General features: G+C 69.8%; 18 protein-coding genes and 1 riboswitch. Of the genes, 6 read left to right on the plus strand and 12 right to left on the minus strand.

Annotated features, from left to right (window positions below; genetic code table 11):
* Window positions 1-10: 10 nt before the first annotated feature.
* The 4 genes from Q1A09_RS06380 to Q1A09_RS06395 are packed head-to-tail and all read left to right on the plus strand — an operon-like array spanning window position 11 to window position 2,644.
* Complete coding sequence (locus Q1A09_RS06380) at window positions 11-337, plus strand: helix-turn-helix transcriptional regulator (RefSeq protein WP_299952667.1); 327 nt, start codon at window positions 11-13, stop codon at window positions 335-337.
* A complete protein-coding gene (locus Q1A09_RS06385) occupies window positions 337-1,080 on the plus strand; it encodes a cation transporter (protein WP_299952669.1) in 744 nt (247 codons plus the stop codon). The genes Q1A09_RS06380 and Q1A09_RS06385 overlap by 1 nt, the downstream gene beginning before the upstream one ends.
* The gene (locus Q1A09_RS06390) at window positions 1,044-1,712 is read left to right on the plus strand and encodes an isoprenylcysteine carboxylmethyltransferase family protein (RefSeq protein ID WP_299952671.1); all 669 of its coding nucleotides are present in this window, start codon (window positions 1,044-1,046) and stop codon (window positions 1,710-1,712) included. The genes Q1A09_RS06385 and Q1A09_RS06390 overlap by 37 nt, the downstream gene beginning before the upstream one ends.
* Complete coding sequence (locus tag Q1A09_RS06395) at window positions 1,709-2,644, plus strand: cation diffusion facilitator family transporter (RefSeq protein ID WP_299952673.1); 936 nt, start codon at window positions 1,709-1,711, stop codon at window positions 2,642-2,644. Before Q1A09_RS06390 ends, Q1A09_RS06395 begins: the two co-directional genes overlap by 4 nt.
* A 73-nt stretch (window positions 2,645-2,717) precedes the next feature.
* On the opposite strand, the gene efeB is transcribed toward Q1A09_RS06395, so the two are convergent.
* From efeB to Q1A09_RS06435, 8 genes are all read right to left on the minus strand, one after another.
* Window positions 2,718-4,022 carry an iron uptake transporter deferrochelatase/peroxidase subunit gene (gene efeB, locus Q1A09_RS06400; RefSeq protein ID WP_299952675.1) on the minus strand — a complete coding sequence of 435 codons (1,305 nt, stop codon included), beginning with the start codon at window positions 4,020-4,022 and terminating at the stop codon, window positions 2,718-2,720.
* Between the two features lie 226 nt (window positions 4,023-4,248).
* Window positions 4,249-4,698, minus strand: coding sequence for a plastocyanin/azurin family copper-binding protein (locus Q1A09_RS06405; RefSeq protein ID WP_299952677.1), 450 nt, complete (start codon window positions 4,696-4,698; stop codon window positions 4,249-4,251).
* A gap of 65 nt (window positions 4,699-4,763) precedes the next feature.
* Entirely contained in the window at window positions 4,764-5,705 is a 942-nt protein-coding gene (locus Q1A09_RS06410; RefSeq protein WP_299952678.1) for a M56 family metallopeptidase, read from the minus strand.
* Window positions 5,702-6,088 carry a BlaI/MecI/CopY family transcriptional regulator gene (locus Q1A09_RS06415; protein ID WP_299952680.1) on the minus strand — a complete coding sequence of 129 codons (387 nt, stop codon included), beginning with the start codon at window positions 6,086-6,088 and terminating at the stop codon, window positions 5,702-5,704. The genes Q1A09_RS06410 and Q1A09_RS06415 overlap by 4 nt, the downstream gene beginning before the upstream one ends.
* 176 nt (window positions 6,089-6,264) lie before the next feature.
* A complete protein-coding gene (locus Q1A09_RS06420) occupies window positions 6,265-7,395 on the minus strand; it encodes a M23 family metallopeptidase (protein ID WP_299952682.1) in 1,131 nt (376 codons plus the stop codon).
* A gap of 102 nt (window positions 7,396-7,497) precedes the next feature.
* Window positions 7,498-7,638, minus strand: a riboswitch (cyclic di-AMP (ydaO/yuaA leader).
* 92 nt (window positions 7,639-7,730) lie between these two features.
* Entirely contained in the window at window positions 7,731-8,657 is a 927-nt protein-coding gene (ccsB, locus tag Q1A09_RS06425) for a c-type cytochrome biogenesis protein CcsB (protein WP_299952684.1), read from the minus strand.
* A gap of 34 nt (window positions 8,658-8,691) precedes the next feature.
* Window positions 8,692-10,272, minus strand: coding sequence for an apolipoprotein N-acyltransferase (lnt, locus tag Q1A09_RS06430; protein ID WP_299952686.1), 1,581 nt, complete (start codon window positions 10,270-10,272; stop codon window positions 8,692-8,694).
* 101 nt (window positions 10,273-10,373) lie between these two features.
* Window positions 10,374-11,327, minus strand: a complete 954-nt coding sequence (locus tag Q1A09_RS06435) for a cytochrome c oxidase assembly protein (protein ID WP_299952687.1) — start codon at window positions 11,325-11,327, stop codon at window positions 10,374-10,376.
* Between the two features lie 166 nt (window positions 11,328-11,493).
* Here Q1A09_RS06435 and Q1A09_RS06440 point away from each other — a divergent pair, with 166 nt between their 5' ends.
* Window positions 11,494-12,609 (plus strand): hypothetical protein, encoded by a 1,116-nt coding sequence (locus tag Q1A09_RS06440; RefSeq protein ID WP_299952689.1) that lies wholly within the window; start codon window positions 11,494-11,496, stop codon window positions 12,607-12,609.
* On the opposite strand, the gene Q1A09_RS06445 is transcribed toward Q1A09_RS06440, so the two are convergent.
* The 4 genes from Q1A09_RS06445 to Q1A09_RS06460 form a co-directional block, all read right to left on the minus strand.
* Entirely contained in the window at window positions 12,606-12,968 is a 363-nt protein-coding gene (locus Q1A09_RS06445; protein WP_299952691.1) for a hypothetical protein, read from the minus strand. The genes Q1A09_RS06440 and Q1A09_RS06445 overlap by 4 nt on opposite strands.
* 195 nt (window positions 12,969-13,163) lie before the next feature.
* Complete coding sequence (locus Q1A09_RS06450) at window positions 13,164-13,763, minus strand: M23 family metallopeptidase (protein WP_299952693.1); 600 nt, start codon at window positions 13,761-13,763, stop codon at window positions 13,164-13,166.
* 337 nt (window positions 13,764-14,100) lie between these two features.
* Window positions 14,101-14,601: an SRPBCC domain-containing protein gene (locus Q1A09_RS06455; RefSeq protein WP_299952694.1), complete on the minus strand. Its 501-nt coding sequence runs from the start codon at window positions 14,599-14,601 to the stop codon at window positions 14,101-14,103.
* Window positions 14,602-14,666: 65 nt separating this feature from the next.
* Window positions 14,667-15,275, minus strand: coding sequence for a TlpA disulfide reductase family protein (locus Q1A09_RS06460; protein WP_299952696.1), 609 nt, complete (start codon window positions 15,273-15,275; stop codon window positions 14,667-14,669).
* Window positions 15,276-15,612: 337 nt separating this feature from the next.
* Between Q1A09_RS06460 and Q1A09_RS06465 the strand changes: the two genes are divergently transcribed.
* The gene (locus Q1A09_RS06465) at window positions 15,613-16,893 is read left to right on the plus strand and encodes a M23 family metallopeptidase (protein WP_299952697.1); all 1,281 of its coding nucleotides are present in this window, start codon (window positions 15,613-15,615) and stop codon (window positions 16,891-16,893) included.
* Window positions 16,894-17,169: the final 276 nt, after the last annotated feature.

Raw genomic sequence — 17,169 nt, forward strand, 5'->3', positions numbered from 1 at the left:
TGGTCTCGTGATGCCCGTCCTGCATGCTGAGGTCCTCGCTCGATTCGGCCACGCCCTGTCGGACCCGACCCGCACTCGGCTCCTGCTGGCGTTGCGCGAAGGTCCTGGCTACCCCTCCGAGCTGGCTGAACTGCTCGACGTGACCCGGCAGAAGTTGTCCAACCACCTCGCCTGCCTGCGAGGGTGCGGCCTGGTGGTGGCCGTGCCGGAGGGGCGCCGCTCCCGGTACGAACTGACCGATCCGCGCCTGGCTCACGCCCTCGGCGACCTGCTCGGTGTCGTCCTCGCCGTAGACCCCGCCGCCTGCCCGACCGCCGCGGACGAGGACTGCTGCTGATGGCCGCCGAAGCCGTCCACCTGTCAACCAGCCATCCGACCACCACTCCCACCACCGACCGTCGAGCACTGCTCGCTCGCCGCATCCGGTGGTTCGTGGCCGCGACGATCGCCTACAACGTCATCGAAGCTGTCGTGGCACTCACCGCCGGAGCGAGGGCATCGTCCTCTGCGCTGATCGGTTTCGGTCTGGACTCGGTCATCGAGGTGTCGTCTGCTGCGGCCGTGGCCTGGCAGTTCGCCGGCCGCGATCCCGAGGCGCGGGAGCGGGTGGCCTTGAAGGTCATCGGTGCGTCGTTCTTCGCGCTCGCCGCCTTCGTCACCGTTGACGCGCTCCGGTCGCTGCTGGGGTCCGGAGAGGCGGAGCACTCCTCTGTCGGTCTCGTCCTGGCGGCGGTGAGCCTGGCGGTCATGCCCGGGCTCTCCTACGCCCAGCGTCGGGCCGGCCGCGAACTGGGTTCGGCTTCAGCCGTAGCCGACTCCAAGCAGACCTTGCTGTGCACGTACCTGTCGGCCGTCCTGCTCGTCGGGCTGGCGCTCAACAGCCTCTTCGGCTGGGCTTGGGCCGATCCCGTCGCGGCGTTGGTGATCGCCGTGGTCGCCGTGCGGGAGGGCCGCGAAGCCTGGTCCGGGGACGACTGCTGCTCGCCGGCTGCAGCTCTGCGGTTCACAACCGAGGGCGAGGACGACTGCGGCTGCTCACCTGGGTGCTCCTGCTGCTCCTCGCCGAGCGCGACGTCATGAACGTCGCCGCGCTCTCGTTGTACGTCGGCGGGCTGGTCGTCGTCTTCGGCCTGCGCAGCTGGGTCCACGCCCGACGAACGGGTGACTCGGGCTTCCGCGGCATCTCCGGAGCGCCCGGGTCCCTGCAGTGGTGGGCCGGCGTGCTCTTCGTCGTCGCCCTGATCCTGGGGCCGATGGCGCCGACTCTCGCCGTGATGGACCTGTCCAGGACGCCGGACGGGCCGTTGGCCGACGCGCTCGGAGTGACGGGCCTGGTCATCGCGCTCATCGGGTTCGCCGGGGTGCTGGCTGCACAATCCGGCATGGGCGAGTCCTGGCGCATCGGGGTGGACGAGACCGAGCTGACCGGCCTGGTGACGGATGGGGCCTTCGCGGTCGTCCGCAACCCCGTCTTCACCGCCATGCTCGCCGCGCAGACCGGGGTGACCCTCATGGTCCCCACGCCTGTCTCGATCGCAGCGCTCCTGTGCCTCCTGGCGGCTGTGGAGCTCCAGGTGCGGCTCATCGAGGAGCCACACCTCGCCCACGCCCACGGCGCCGACTACCACCGCTATGCAGCCCGAGTCGGCCGCTTCCTCCCCGGCATCGGGCGCCGGCCCTTGGTCCACCAGTCGACGGGAGCGAAGCCATGAGCGGCGACCACGGGCACGACCACGGCGCAGGCACTGGAGCAAGCAGTCCTGACCACCGCCGGCGACTGGCCATCGTCCTGACCATCACGACCACCGTGCTGATCGTCGAGGTGATCGGGGCGGTGGTGTCGGGGAGCCTTGCCCTGCTGGCGGACGCCGGGCACATGCTCACCGACGCTGCCGGCCTCACCATCGCCCTGATCGCGGCCAACCTCGCGCTGCGCCCAGCGACGCCGAAACGCACGTGGGGCTACCGCCGAGCGGAGGTGCTCGGCGCCACCCTCCAGGCCGCAGTGCTCCTCGCCGTCGGTGTGTACGTCTTCATCGAAGGCATCCGCCGGCTGTTCGAGCCCCCGGAGGTCGGTTCGACCGCGATGGTGGTGTTCGGGGTCATCGGCCTGGTCGGCAACCTCGTATCGATGTTGGTGCTCACCCGTGGCCGCGGGAGCAACGTGAACATGCGGGCGGCGTTCTTGGAGGTGGTCAACGACGCTCTGGGGTCGGTCGCCGTTCTGCTGGCTGCGCTGATCATCGCGCTCACCGGATGGCTCCAGGCGGACGCGGTGGTGTCCATGCTGATCGCCCTGCTGATCGTCCCCCGCACGTTGAAGCTGCTGCGCGAGACGGTGTCCGTGCTACTCGAGAGCGCACCCCCTGGGTTGGACCTGGACGACGTGCGGACGCACCTGCTCAGCCAGTCACACGTGCTCGACGTCCACGATCTGCACGCCTCGCAGATCACCAGCGAGCTGCCGGTGCTCACCGCACACGTCGTGGTCGACGACTCCTGCTTTCAGGACGGCCATGCGCCCCGGGTCCTCGACCAGCTGCAGTCCTGCCTGGCCAGCCACTTCCCGATCAGCGTCGAGCACTCGACGATCCAACTGGAGCCGCGGTTGCACGCGACGCACGAACACCCAGGTCACCGCTGACGCAGCCAACGGTCACGTCGCGGGGCCACTCCTGGGCACCGTGGCCGTGGGCAGCGCCGGCCCGCGATCGCCGTCAGGGGCTCGACTCGAAGAGGGCGCGTCCCCACCAGTCGTCTTCGTCGACCACCCCGGGCGGGCACGCGAACACGGCGGAGGAGCCATGCTCGACGAAGCCGTTGAGTGCATCCCCGGCGAGGTTGCGCTGCACCTGGACGAACCCGGTCTGCGGATCGCGCTGGTAGGCGATGAAGAACAGACCGGCATCGAGCCGTCCGTCCGGGCCGGTGCCGTCGACGAAGCTGTACCCGCGGCGCAGGATCGCTGTCCCGGCGTTGGTGGGGTGCGCGAGGAAGACGTGCGAGTCGCGAGGGATGGCAGGCTGCCCGTCCCGGACGGCCGCGAAGTCCGTCGGGTCGAACTCCGCCACCTGCCCCAGAGGGGCTCCCGCTGTCTTGGTGCGGCCCATGACCGCCTCCTGCTGGGGCACAGGGAGCACGTCCCAGTCCTCGATCAGCATCCGGATCCGGCGGGTGACCAGGTAGGAGCCGCCACGCAGCCAGTCCACGTCGTCCTCGCCCACCCAGACGAAGTGGTCCAGCGCCTGCCCGTTCTCCGCCTTGAGATTGGCCGTCCCGTCCTTGAAGCCGAGGAGGTTGCGCGGCGTGGCCTGGGCGGAGCTCGTCGACGAGGTCCGACCGAATCCGAGCTGTGTCCATCGGACCCGCACGACGCCGGCCCCCAGGCGCACGAGGTTCCGGACGGCATGTACGGCCACCTGGGGGTCGTTCGCGCACGCCTGCACGCACAGATCGCCGCCACTGATCGCCGGGTCCAACCGGTCACCCGGAAACGGCGGTAGCTCGACGAGCGACCTGGGGCGGTGCCCGGCCAGCCCGAACCTGTCGGTGCCGTCGTCGGCCGTGAAGAGCGTCGTACCGAAGCCGATGGTCATGGTGAGCCCAGCCGGCGGCAGGTCCTGGGCCTCACCAGTGTCGTCTGGGCCTGTCGGCTGCCCGCTCGTGAGACGGGCCGCGGCCGCAGTCCACGTCCGGAGCAGCGCTGCGAGATCCTCGCGGCTGTCTGTGATGACGTCGAAGGCAACGAAGTGCAACCGGTCCTGCGCAGGAGTGATGATGCCTGCCTGGTGTTCACCGGCGAACCGGACCATCGCCCTGGGCGAGTCGTCGGGCAACGGAGACACGGCCACATCCGCAGGGCCGTCATTGGCCGTGATCCGACCGACGGCTCCGCCCGTCACACCGGCAGCGAGCATCCCGGCCGCCCCGACGCCCGCAACGCGGAAGAGCCCCCGCCTCGAGAGCCCCGGTCGAGCGCCGCCGTCGGTGGACTCCGACGGTCGCGCACCGTCGTCGGACAACCGAGCTCCCCCCAGCCGGATCGACGCCACGGCCCGCATCAGAGAGCCGAGGCTTGCGTACTAGCGATGATAGGAGAGCTGGGTCGTCGCCGGGCTTCAGGGCGCTGTGATCTGGTCGACGGGACGCCGAGACCCTCCGTCACCTCACGGGCTCAGTCGCGACCGGGTTGGCGTCTGTCCACGACGGGTCGGCGAGTGAGACCGGCGATGTCCTGGCGGGCCGACCTCAGGCCGCGACGGTCATCGTCCCGATCTGGCCCAGCGCGACGTGGAAGGAGCACTCGTACTGGTAGTCGCCGGGCTGCTCGACCGCGAAGTCGAACGTCTCGCTGTTGCCGGGGGCCAGGATCGGGATCTGCTCGGCGATGTCCACCGGGCCCTCGCCGGGCGTGAAGCGCAGGTTGTGCGTCAGCTGCTCGGCCTTGCTGGTCAGCGTCAATCGGACTTGCCCCGGCGCAACGGTGAAGGTCGCTGGCACGAACACGTAGTCGTCATCGACCAGGATGGTGAGTTCTTGGACGCCATCTGAGCCGACGGAGACCGTCCCCGCGCCGGCTGCAGTCTCGGTGGGCTCGGCTTCCGTGGCCGGGTTGCCGCCACAGGCAGCGAGGGCGACACCGGCCAATCCGGCGACACCTCCGGCTAGGAGCGTTCGCCGGCTCAGTTCGGGATGCACTTCAGCAGCGTACCCACGCTCTACTAAGTCACCTCGTACGGCTGGCGCACGGCTTCGCTCCTGTCTCAGATGTTGCAGAGGTCGCTGAGAGCTGCGGACAGTGTGGGCAGTCCGGCGATCAGGACGGGGGTGAGCAGGACGCCCCACAGCCCCCCGGCGAGCAGCCGGTGGCGCCACGGGTCGATCGGCGTGAGTGGCTGGAGGAGCCGCGAGACCCGGAGGACCGCACCTTCTTGCGCCATGGCCATGGCGGCTGCCGGCGCGCGCATCTCGGCCAGACTGACGATGGCCGAGGCGACGCTGACCCGGTCGACGCTGGCAGCTGCAGCATCATCCGCGAGCAGCTCGATCAACTGCCGTGTCTGGGCCGACGCCGCCCTGAAGAGCCTCACGCGCGGGAAGGCGCGCACCAGCGCCTGCGACATCGTCACTGCCAGGTTGTGGCGAGCCCGGAGGTGCGCCGCCTCGTGCGCCAGGACACCCCGGAGCTCGTCGTGGGACAGCGCGTCCAAGGTGCCGGTGGTCACCACGATGCGCGACGTGCGCCCGGGAACGCAGAAGGCGGCGGGTGCCGAGGCGTCCACGACCAGCACGCCCAGCCCACGATCCGGCTCGGCCACCATGTCGATCGATCGGTGCAGCTCCCGCCGGCGCAGCCAACCCGACACGAGCTCCCACGTGACGCAGGACAGCACCCACAGGGGCATCAGCCCGGCCAACAGGATCCCGACCAGTGCGCCGGACGGGAACTCAGCCGATCCGTAGGCGTTGGCGACGCTCTCCGCGCACGCATGGAAGACCCGCCCCAGGCCGCCCGCCAGGGTGGTGATGGGGATCAGCAGCGTCACTCCAGCGAGCACGAACGTGGCGACCGCCGTGAAGGTCAGTGCCTGCCAGGCGAGGATCGCCAGCCGAGGAGCCTGAGCAGTCCACCCTGCATCCACCAGTCGTGGGCCGAGGACGAGGATGGCGACACCGATCGCGGCGAGTGCCAGGCTGGCGCTCACGCTCGGTCTCCTGGCGGGGCCTGCGACTCGGAACGAGCGGCTTCCACGGCGGTGCGCAGCTGCGCGACCGCGTCTGGCTGCAGCTCGGCGACGAAGTGCATGAGCACCTCCTGCTGGTCCCCCGATTCAGCGAGGACGTGCTGCAACAACGCTGCGGCATGCTCGGCGCGACTACGGACCGGCCGGTACAACCACGCTCGGCCGGACATCTCCCGGGTGAGCTGGTTCTTCTTGTGGAGGTTGTCCATCACGGTCATGACGGTCGTGTAGGCGAGGTTTCGCGAGGAGTTGAGAGCCCCCAGGACATCGCGCACCGTCGCCGGTTCACCGCGACGCCACAGCTCCGCCATGATCGCCGCTTCCAATTCACCGAACGGGCGCACACCCCCACCTCTCTTGGCCGTCTCGACGACGCGCCGCTGCCGGCCAGACGGTCAGACGCACGCCTTCCCGTCCCACTCGGTTCTGTCCCACGGTCAGCCTAGGCAGTCGAGGTCTCTGAGCCTCGAACGTGCGCGCAGGGTCCCACCAACGGACGAGCACTGGCAGGCCCACCTGGTCAACCGGAGCACGCACCCCCCAGGGAGATGCCCCGTGCGGCGAGCCAGGGAGCCGGGTTCTCGCGGTTGGCGTACAGCCCGCCGGTGTGCGCCTCTATGTGCACGTGCGGCCCGGTGGACTGGCCACGGTTGCCCACCTCGGCGATCTGCTCTCCGGCGGAGACGCGCTGCCCGGCCGAGACGAATGCCTGGTTGATGTGGCCGTAGAGGGTGATGGTCCCGTCCGAGTGCTGGATGTAGACCGCCAAACCGAATCCGTTGGCCGGGCCGGCGTGCAACACGACACCCGCGTCGGGGGCGTAGATGGGCGTGCCGATCGGTGCGGCGATGTCCACGCCGTTGTGGTTCGTCCCCCAGCGACTGCCGAAGCACGAGGTGACCCGTCCGGCGGCCAGCGACCCCGTGCCCGCGGCCGAAGCAGCGCTCGCCACCTGCCGCCGTTCCTCGATGGTCGCGTCCGGGTCATCGTCTCCTTGAAGCGTCAAGAGCTGGACCTGCGCGGCTCGCAACTGCTCATCCAGCGCCGCCTTCTGGCCCGCCGCAGCGTCATAGCCCACCTGCGCCTGAGCGAGCTGGGCTCGAGCATCGGCCTCGGCCTGCTGAGCCGCCTGGGCAGCCGTGTCGCGGGCGGCAACCGCGTCACGGGCGGCCTGGTCCGCGCGCTCGACCTGGTCCTCGGCGTCCTCCAGCGCCCTCAGCCGCTCCGCGCGGTCGTCGCCGATCAGCTCGAGCATGGCTGCGCGCTCGAGGAGGTCATCCGGACCACGGGCCTCCAGAAGGGTCACCGTGTTGCTCAGGGAGTCGGCGCCCATGTAGGTCTCGCGCCCGAGATCGGCGACGCTTTCCCTGGCAGCGACAGTGGCAACCTGAGCGGCGGCCAGTTCTGCGGCAGTGGTGGCTGCTGCGGCCTGGGCGGTCATCAGCTCTCGCTCTGCGAGGCGTGACGCCTCACCGGCGGCTTCGGCGAGGACCGTCAGTCGCTGCAGTTCCGACTCGGCCGCCGCCAGGAGCTGCTCGACTCGGTCGATCTCAGCGTTGGCCGCATCCAACGTCGACTGGGCAGGGTTCTGCTCAGCGACGCGGTCGCCGGGGGCTGCGATCGCGGCCGGTGACGTGAGTGCCAGCTGCACGGCGACAGCCGCGGCAACACCCAACGGCGCCCAGCGCGCCGGCGGGCGACGGTTGGACGGGTACGAGTTCCAGTGAGGCAGGGTCGCCAAGGCGACGGTTCTCCGTTCTTCCTGACTGCCTACCGGGTTAGCTGACGGGTTCGGACGGGAAGCTGCCCTACCTGCGCACGCAGGATTCACCCCAAGAGACGTGGGTCCCCGGTCCACCTCGGCGAGGCCGTGGTGGTTCGGCGTGTCCACCCGAGGTCCTCGGTGCGAGGAGCAGGGCCCGGGTGGACCGGATCGAGACGCTACTACGAAGGAGCTTAGTTGTCACGGTCCGGTAACGAACCGCCTCATGAGACCCCACCGTAGGAGTGGAGCCCGGTGGACACGAGGTTCACGAAGAGCAGGTTGAACACCAGGGTGGCCAGCGCCACCAGGTTGGTCCAGGCGGCCGGCCTGCCGCGCCACCCCGAGGTGTTGCGGGCGTGCAGATAGGCGGCGTACAGCGCCCAGGAGATGAAGGCCCACGTCTCCTTGGGATCCCAGCCCCAGAAGCGGCCCCAGGCGCTCTCCGCCCAGATGGCGCCGGCGATCACGGCGAAGGTCCAGACCGGGAAGCCGAAGATGGCTGTCCGATGCGCCACCCGGTCGAGCGTCTCCGCGCTGGGCAGCCTGCCACCCCGGCCTTGCTCGCCACCGCCGGCCGCTGACGCCGACCGTTCGGACCGGGCTGCGACCAGGTAGAGCGCGCTGGCCACACCGCTGACGATGAAGACGCCGAACGAGAGGATGGCGGCGGACACGTGCACCACGAGCCAGTCTGACCTGAGCGCGGCGACCAGCGGTCCGGACTCCGCGTACAGGTGCAAGCCGGTGAGGACCAGTCCGATGACCGTCGGCCCCAGGACGAACACGCCGATCCGCCGCAGGCCCGGCACCCGGATCACCAGGAACAGGTAGGCGAGCACCCCGACCAGAACCGCCGCCGTGGCGAACTCGTACATGTTGCCCCACGGCACACGCCCCGCAGCCGCACTGCGCGTGACGAGCACGCCGGCCTGTGCGAGCGCTCCGACCGCGGTCAGGACGACACCCAGCTGGCCCCACCGTGCTGCCTGGGGTCGCCCGGCTGCGCCACTGGCCGCCGGGAGAGGAGTGGAGCTCGACGCACCGGTGTTCACCGTGGCCAACTGAGGTCGACTTCGCGTCGACGGCCGGCCGAACGCGAGTTCGGCGCAGAAGCCGATGGCGGCGAGGGCATAGATGGCGATCGCCACCCCGAAGAGCGTGTCGGAGAGGTCGGCCAGGGCGTCAGAGGTCACGAGGACCCTCCTCATCGATGGAGTGCTCAGGTGTGGTGCGCGCCCGCCGAGATCGACGGTCGGTGGCGAGGGCGGCCAGGACGGCAGCACCGGACAGCCCCGCGAGCGCAGCTTCGGGAACGGCACCCATTCGGGTCGCCGTGGTCGTCTGGGTCCGCTGCGCCAGTGAGCCGACGAAGACATAAGGCATGAAGAGCTCGGAGCGGTCGACGACCGTCCCGTCGGGTGCGACGACTGCGGAGATGCCACTGGTCGCTGCGACCAGGACGGTGCGCCCGTGCTCGATGGCGCGCAGGCGGCTCATGGCCAGCTGCTGTTCGCTCTCCGCGGTGTACCCGAACGTGGCGTTGTTGGTCTGCACGACCAAGAGGGAGGCGCCGCCGTCCACGACGTCGGAGACGAGCCCGTCGTAGGCGACCTCGAAGCAGATGACGTCCCCGAGGCGTACTCCGCCCACGTCCAGGACCCCCGGCTCGGTACCGGGCAGGAAGTCGCGTCGCAGCAGATCGACTTGCTCGCTGAACAACCGGAAGAACGACCGGGCGGGCATGTACTCACCGAAGGGCACCGGATGTCGTTTGGCGTAGCGCTCGCCAGGCCCGGTGACCGGGTCCCAGACGATGCCCGCATTGGTCAGGTACCGACCAGGCCCGTCCAGGACGGCACCGATCAGGATGGGCGCGTCGACCGCGCGGGCCGCCCGGTCGATGGCCGCCGCTGCATCCGGGTTCTGGTACGGGTCGATGTCCGAGGAGTTCTCGGGCCAGATCACGACGTCGGGTCGCGGGGTGCCGCCGCCGTCGACCCGCTCCGCGAGTTCGAGGGTCTGCTGGACGTGGTTGTCGAGGACCGCTCTGCGCTGGGCGTTGAAGTCGAGGCCGGATCGAGGGACGTTCCCCTGGACGAGCGCGACGGTGGTCGGCTCGCCCCCCTCCGACAGCTGGCTCCCGGGCAGCGGCAGCCACGCCAGCAATCCGAGGGCCGGGACGATTGCCGCGGCAGCGCACGTGAGTGCCCGTCGAAGACGCGACGGCGACCGGTCGCTCCCCCGGCGTAGCCGCCGTCCCACCGGACGCGCGACCGAAGCCGCCAGCGTCGTCCCGGTGAGCGCGACGCCGAAGGTGACGAGCGGGACCCCGCCGTAGGCCGCGAAGGAGGCGAACGGCCCATCGGCCTGACTGAAGCCCAGGCGCCCCCAGGGGAAGCCACCGAAGGGCAGGCGTGAGCGCAGGGCCTCCTGGGCCACCCACAGGCCGGCTGCCCACAGCGGGGCGGCGGGGAGCCGGCTGACCAGGGCGGCTCCCGTACCCATGAGGGCGAAGAAGGCCGCCTGGGCGAGCGACAGCGCGACCCAGGGCAGGTCACCGACGAAGACGCCGGTCCAGGTGAGCAGCGGCAGGAAGAACGCGGACCCCATCACCATGCCGAGCGCGGCGCCGCCCCGGGCCGAGCGCCCGAAGACGACCAGCATCAGCAACAGCGGCCCGACAGCGGCCAGTGGCCAGAGATCGAAGGGCGGAAAGGCCAACCAGAGGGCGAGCCCGCCGATGACGGCGAGCAGTAGAGCCACGGGAGCTCGATCCACCGGTGGCCGCCCTGCACGGTGATCGCCTGGCCGAGCAGGGCGGATGGAACTCGAAGCGGCCGTGCACGGAACGACGGTCATCATCGTCAGCCCGTGGTCCGGCGCTGGCCCGCGGCCAGGCGTGCGAGCTGAGCGTTGTACGCCTCCAGCTCCACCTCGGCCCGCTTGTCGCCGGCTCGGGCTCGACGTTCGTCCGAGCGCACCCACTGCCAGAAGACGATCGCCACGGCGATGATCGTGGGCACCTCGCCGAAGCCCCAGACGATGTTCCCGGCGGCCAGCTGGTCGGTCATGACGTCCACGCCCCAGCTGGCCGGGACGTCACGGAAGGTCTGGACCAACGGGGTGCTGGCCATCATCACCGCCACGGCGAAGAAGGCGTGCAACGGACCCGGGACGACCAGCTCGACCAGTCGCAAGGGCGCCGACACCCGGTGCGGCCAGGGATCCAACCCGAAGGCCCCGCCGAAGGCGAGCAACCCCGTGAACAGGAAGAAGGCCAGCATCAGCAGGCTGCCCGCCCAGTGCCGCATGAGCACGTCGAAGGCGGGAGTGAAGTAGAAGCCGTACAGACTGCCGATGAACAGGGTCGTCGTGATCACGGGGTGCGTGAGCAGCTTCGCCGTCCGGGACCGCATGCCCAGGACGAGCAACCTCCGCCAGATCACTGCTGACCCCCGGCGCGGGAGCGCTCGGACCGCCAGGGCGACCGGAGCACCCAGCATGATCAGCATCGCCGAGACTACGGCGAGGACCATCTTCTGCAGCATGTGGATCGAGAAGAGCATCATCGCGTAGCCCATGACCTGCGTGGCCGTTACCAGCAGGACGGTGACGATGCCCAGGGTGAAGTTCACCGTGCGGCGCCACGGCCACCGCACACCCCGGCGTCGCAGTGCATGGACCCCACGCAGGTAGAGCGCCAGCGCGATGAGAGCGGATGCGGGGAACACGGACGTGATGTCGATCTGGGGGGTGAAGAGCGTCAGCAGGGACGGTGGATCGACCGGCATCCGCATGCCGTCCATGCCAGATGACACGTTCGCATCTCCCTGTGAGGTCGCGGCCTGCCCTCCGCAACGATTGCGGGGCCGGAATGTCCTAAGCGGCATAGTAGGTGATGCTGTGTCGCGTGCTCCCTCCCGTCACGTCCATCGACGACCCAGGCGCCGCGATCACGGGCGATGCACCGTGACTGCGACACAGGTGACCTACGGTCGGGTGGTGACGGGTGTGGGCACGGGTCGAGCCACCGCCCAGCGGCTGCTCGTCATCGCGCTGGCAGCGTCAGCCCTGATGCTGACCGGAGCGCCGGCGGCACAGGCCCACACGGACCGCGGGGTCGCGGGGAGCAACTGGGCCGGGCGGGTGCTGGAGCTCTCCTCGCCCATGCCCGGCGTCGATCTCAGCGTCACGCAGTTCGGCGACAGCCTGGAGATCCTGAACGGCTCGACCGTCACCGTCACCGTCTACGGGTACTCCGACGAGGAGTACCTGCGGATCGGACCGGACGGCGTATGGCGGAACGAGAACAGCCCCGCGACACACCTGAACCTGCGCCGTGATGGCCGGACGTCGCTGCCGGCCAACGCTGCGCCCGGCGCAGCTCCGGACTGGCGACAGGTGTCCACCCAACCGGAGTACTCCTGGCACGACCACCGGACGCACTGGATGCTGTCGGCACCACCCCCGCAGGTGGCCGCCGACCCAGAGTCGAAGCACACGATCATCAACTGGACAGTCCCGCTGTCCTACGGCGACACCGCGGTGGCGGTGGCGGGTGAACTCACCTGGTCGCCCCCGCCGGAACCCATGGCATGGTGGCCGTTCTACCTGCTCATCCCGGTAGCTGGCCTGCTGGCTGGCCTCTTGCCGGGATCCGCTCGGCCGCTGACCATGCTGCTCGTGACGGCTGTGGCGTCGGCCGCCTGGCACGTGGCGGCGACCCCACAACCGGGGCTGACCGCCGCCGATCGTGCACTGGCGACGGGCGCCGCCATGCTCCCCACACTGGTGGCGCTGGCCGTCACCGCAGTGGCCGTCCGAGCTGCATGGCGGGGCAAGGACCTGCTCGCTGCGATGCTGTCGGCTGTCGTCGGGTTCATGTTGCTGGTGCAGGGACTCCCGGACATGGACGTGCTGTGGGCCGCGAACGTCATCACCGGTGGACCCGTTTGGCTCGCTCGAGTGACGGTCGCCTTCCTGATCCTTGGCGGGGTCGGACTCATGCTGGGGGCGGCCACAGCGGTGCGCCGCTTCCGGGCGACAGAGCCATCGGCAGCGCCGACACCAGTCGCGCCCGCCGCAGTGACGACGCCCTAGTCGACGAGCGGCGTCAACTCACTCTGGGCATCCGCCGCCGCAGGCCAGTTGCCACACTCTGCCCCGGAGCCGGTCAGCAGTTCCGCGGTCGGCCCGGGGGCCTCGATCAGAACAGCCACGGCCGGCGGGCACGGCCCGTCGTCGGGCGCGAGAGCGAACGCGGCCGGCCCTGCGGCGGCAGTGTCGGGGACGGTCACGTCGACCGTGGCGGTGAACCGGTCCCCGGAGGCATCTGTCCGCGCGAGCTCGAGAGACTGGTCGGCCTGCAGGAAGACCACCGCGACGTCGGTGTACGGCCTCTCCTCTTCGCCACTCCCGTCATCACAACCGGAACGCACCCATTCGCCCGAGACGGTCACTGTCTCACCAGGACTGGCGGTGGGGGCGGAGATGGAGAGCAGCGGACCGACGCAGGAGTTGGCTGCACCGCCACCCCCGTTGGCTGCGCAGGCACTGGTCACAGCGGCCAGCGTCACCGCGAGCAGACCGGACCGAGCCCGCAGGCCGCTCATTGGCTGCCGGCCTCGCCCTGGGCCGCCGTCAACGCACATGCCCTAGATATAGACCCCGCGCTCGGCAAGCCAGGCCCTCGGATCCACGCGGCTGCCATCGAGGCCACCCTCGAAGACCTCGAAGTGCAAGTGAGGCCCCGTCGACTGACCGCGGTTGCCCAGCAGTGCGATCGTCTCGCCGGCGTCCACGTACTGGCCCTTCTTGACGAGGATCTTCTCCATGTGCCCGTAGACGGTGACGTCCCCGTTGTCATGGAGGATGTAGACGGCCAGCCCGAAACCGCTGGCCGAGCCAGCCCGCAGCACCACCCCGTCGGCCGCGGCGTACTCGGGCGTGAGCATGGGGGCGGCGAAGTCGAGGCCGTAGTGGGTCGTCCCCCAGCGGGCGCCATAAGAACTGGTCAAACGTCCGTTGACGGGGAGCACGGCCTTGGGGCGGGCTGCTTCCTCTCGAGCGGCGCGGCTGGCGGCCAGTTGATCGAGGCGCTCAGCGACCTCTGCTTCGTTGATCTGCAACCGGGCGTCAGGCTCGGTGGGCGCCTCGATGGCCGAGCCCTCGTAGGGCGCGATGCTGGCCGGCTCGTGCGCGTGCGCTAGGGGCGTGCCGAGCCCGTAGCCGCCCTCCCACAGGCCCGCCACCACAGCCCCCAGCGCGAGGGCGGTGAGGAGGAGGGAACCCCGGCGACCCACTGGTGGGCCGGTCCGCCGCCTTCGCGGGCGTGCCCTCGCAGCCAGCGGCTGTCGACTCATGCGCCCTCCTCATCCGTCACCGTGAGCGCTGACGAGGCTACGAGAAGTCGACCCATCCCCTAAGGAAGCTAGTAGCCGGCGTGTCAGCCGACCGGCTACCGGCCGTCCCCCACCGTTGCCAACAGCCGAGCCCCCACCACCGTCGGGACGCGGGTGTGCCGCTGGCCTGCAGGCGAACAACGTCCGGCTGTCCGCAGCGCGTGTCAGATGAGGGCGGTGTGACCGTCGGTCAGGCTGACGGGGTCGCCGTGTCGTCGGGCGCCCGCTCGGCTTGCTGGATGTGCTCAGGCACCTTTGCCAGTTCGGACTCGACCGTGTCCTGAGCGACCTTTCGGACGACCTTGCGCTGACGGCGGCGCTGCAACAGGCCGCCGGCCAGTGGCTCGTGTGTGAGCGTGATGGTCACGTCCGTGCCGCTGTCCGGAGCGTCCGCCAGGTCGATGGTCGTGACCCATACCTCTGGGGTGAGCTCCAGCCGGGTTGCGACCCGGTGCTCAGGCTCCCACTCGACTACCCGACCACGGGGTGCACCGCTGGGTGGCTGCTGGCCATCGAGACGTCCGGGAACGCAGCGGAACTCAGTTCCCTGCGACGTTCCGGAGCCGTCGACGACATAAGACACGTCGCAGACTGCGCAGTAGGGCTGCAGGACGGCCAGCGCCCGCCAGACGCGTGCGCGGGAGAAGGGCACGCGGCCTGTGCCCTGCGCAACGGTCAGCCAGCCCGGCACTCCACCAGCCTGCGATGCTCCCGTGCCGGCCGATCCAGCAGGTGGCCGGCGGTCGCCTCGCGCGGTCACTCCGAGTCCCCCTCAGCGAGCAGTGTGTCCAGGGCAGCTCGAAGGTCGGCCTCAGACACGGTCGCGATGTACACCGCGGCCACGCGTCCCGACCGGTCGAGCACGATCGTCGTCGGGACGACGTTGGCCGGGAAACCACGAAACGCCAGGGCGACCTCGCCGCGAGGGTCGAACATCGACGGGTACTCGACGCCGATCGAGTCGACGAAGGCCTGCGCGAGTTGACGTTGGTCTTTGACGTCGACCCCCAGGAACTGGACGTTCTCGTCCTTGACCTCACCGTAGACGGTCTGGAACTCGGGCATCTCCAGCCGGCAGGGCGCACACCACGAGCCCCAGAAGTTCAGAACTGTTATGTAGCCCGCCAGCGAAGCCGAGTCGAACTCGGACTCGTCCAACAACTCCCCGGCGAAGGAGGGCGCTGACCGCCGTTCCGCCTCTGGGATGACCTGACCGAGCGGGGTGCTGCCGGTGAAGTCGAACTCCCCCGACCCCCCTTCGTCGGCCGCGTTCCCGTCCGGAGGACTCGAGCAGCCGATCAAGACGCCGAGACCAGCCAAGCCGAGCACCCCAAGAGCGTGCCTGCGAGTGAGGTGGCTGCTCACCGTGACACCCCTCGCCGCGGGTCGCGCAGCGCTGCACGGCCCCGTCGGCGCGCTTGCAGTAGGCACCGGATCGTCACGCACCCTCCTCGTCGCCCTGCATGCAGCCGGCAAGGCCGTCGGCCCGCATCAGGCGGGTTTCTACGAATCAGCTTAGGAGGGTGGTCGACCTCTCGACGACTGGGGCGCGCCCACCCGACCTTTTGGTCGGCCGGAGCGTTCAAGGAACTCGTGCGCCTGCCGTTCCTACTAGGGAATGTAGGACAACGGCAGCAGTGCACGAGGGAGCGACATGTTCGGGTGGGCACGAGGACGCAGCGCGGCACGACGGGGGTCCGCGATGACCCTTGGCCTCACGGCGGCCATCGCCATCTTGCTCACCCTGCCCCAGGCTCCCGCTGTCGCCGCACCGGCGAATCCCAGCGACGCCAGCCTGTCCGCCGCCCGCTCAGCACAGGATGCCGCGGCGGCCGAGGTCGGGAGGATCTCCGCACTGGTCGCCGTGGCGGAGACGGATCTCCAGCGGGCCGGCTTGGTGGTGGAGGCTGCGAACGACGCCTACCGCGAAGCCGAAGGGCGACTCGATGAGGCAACCGCCGCTGCAGCCGCCGCAGCCGACGCACTACGACTCGCACAAGCGGAGGTGACGACGGCTCAAGCCGACGTCGCGACACTCGGTCGCGAGAGCTACATGCGCAGCGACTCGATCAACAGCCTCGCAGCGCTCGTCAGCGCCGACGGTCCGACGGAACTCCTGGACCGAGCAGCCACCCTGCGCCTGCTGGGCGACCAGCGCACCGACACCCTGGAGGGACTTCGCGTCGCCGAGGCTCGCCAGGCCGATGCGGATGCAATGGCGCGCGCCACTGTCACGGAGCACCAGGCCGCGGCCGCAGAGGCTGAGGAGTCGAAGACTGAGGCCGAGGCCCAGATGGCCGTCTTCCAGTCGGCCATGCAGACCGCAAGTGCCCAGATGAGCGCCTATCAGCAGCAGTTGCAGGAGGCAGAGGTCGCGCTCCTGGCGCTGCAGGGACAGCGAAACGCCTACCAGGCGTGGCAGGACGAGCAGTCGAGACAGCGGGCGGCCGAGCAGGCTCGGGCAGCCGCGGCAACGCAGGCTGCCGCGGAGGCTGCCGCCCGTGCGCGACAGGCCCCGGCCCCGGTCTCGTCGAGCAGCACGCCCGCCAACGGCGTCCGGACACCTGTAGTCATCGGTTCAGGGGTCGCCCCGACCAGCGGTCAGTTCAGCACCTGCTTCGAGACACGCTGGGGTGTCATGCACAAGGGCCTGGACATCGCTGCGCCGATCGGCACACCGATCTACGCACCGGTGGCCGGCCGAGTGATTCGGGCGGGCAGCGCAACCGGCTATGGCCTCGCCGTGTACATCCAGCACGACGACGGCTCCGTCAGCGTCTATGGACACATCGACGACTTCTTCGTGACGGCCGGCGAACGGGTCTCTGCCGGGCAACTGATCGCTGAGGTCGGCAACCGAGGCCAGTCGACCGGCCCTCACCTGCACTTCCAGGTCAACACCGACGGACTACACGCCGGGGCGGTCAACCCGGTGACCTGGCTGGCCCAGTACGGGGTGTCCATGGGCGGCCGCTGCCGTTAACGATCCTGCGCTGGCGGAACCTCCACGAGAGCCATCAATCCGCGACGTTCGCCACTCCACGATGATCGGCAACGTCCATTTTAGATGGCCATTCATCGCGATCCGATGTCGACACATCACGGGCGTCTTATTGGTCGAAATCCTCAATGATTGGTTCTACTATCCCGCCACACGTGCGGGTTGCCAAGCCGCGCCGGTCGACGAAACCGCGACGGTGGACTCGACAACAAACCCTCCAGCCGCAAGCCGGCTGACGCTCGAGCCGCCGCTACCGCC

Source organism: uncultured Modestobacter sp., from assembly GCF_947486615.1.
GTDB lineage: Bacteria > Actinomycetota > Actinomycetes > Mycobacteriales > Geodermatophilaceae > Modestobacter.

Excerpts from the sequence above, each read along its gene's own strand:
- Q1A09_RS06380 (WP_299952667.1), top strand. The coding sequence starts at position 11 with ATGCCCGTCCTGCATGCTGAGGTCCTCGCTCGATTCGGCCACGCCCTG.
- Q1A09_RS06385 (WP_299952669.1), top strand. The coding sequence starts at position 337 with ATGGCCGCCGAAGCCGTCCACCTGTCAACCAGCCATCCGACCACCACT.
- Q1A09_RS06395 (WP_299952673.1), top strand. The coding sequence starts at position 1,709 with ATGAGCGGCGACCACGGGCACGACCACGGCGCAGGCACTGGAGCAAGC.
- Q1A09_RS06465 (WP_299952697.1), top strand. The coding sequence starts at position 15,613 with ATGACCCTTGGCCTCACGGCGGCCATCGCCATCTTGCTCACCCTGCCC.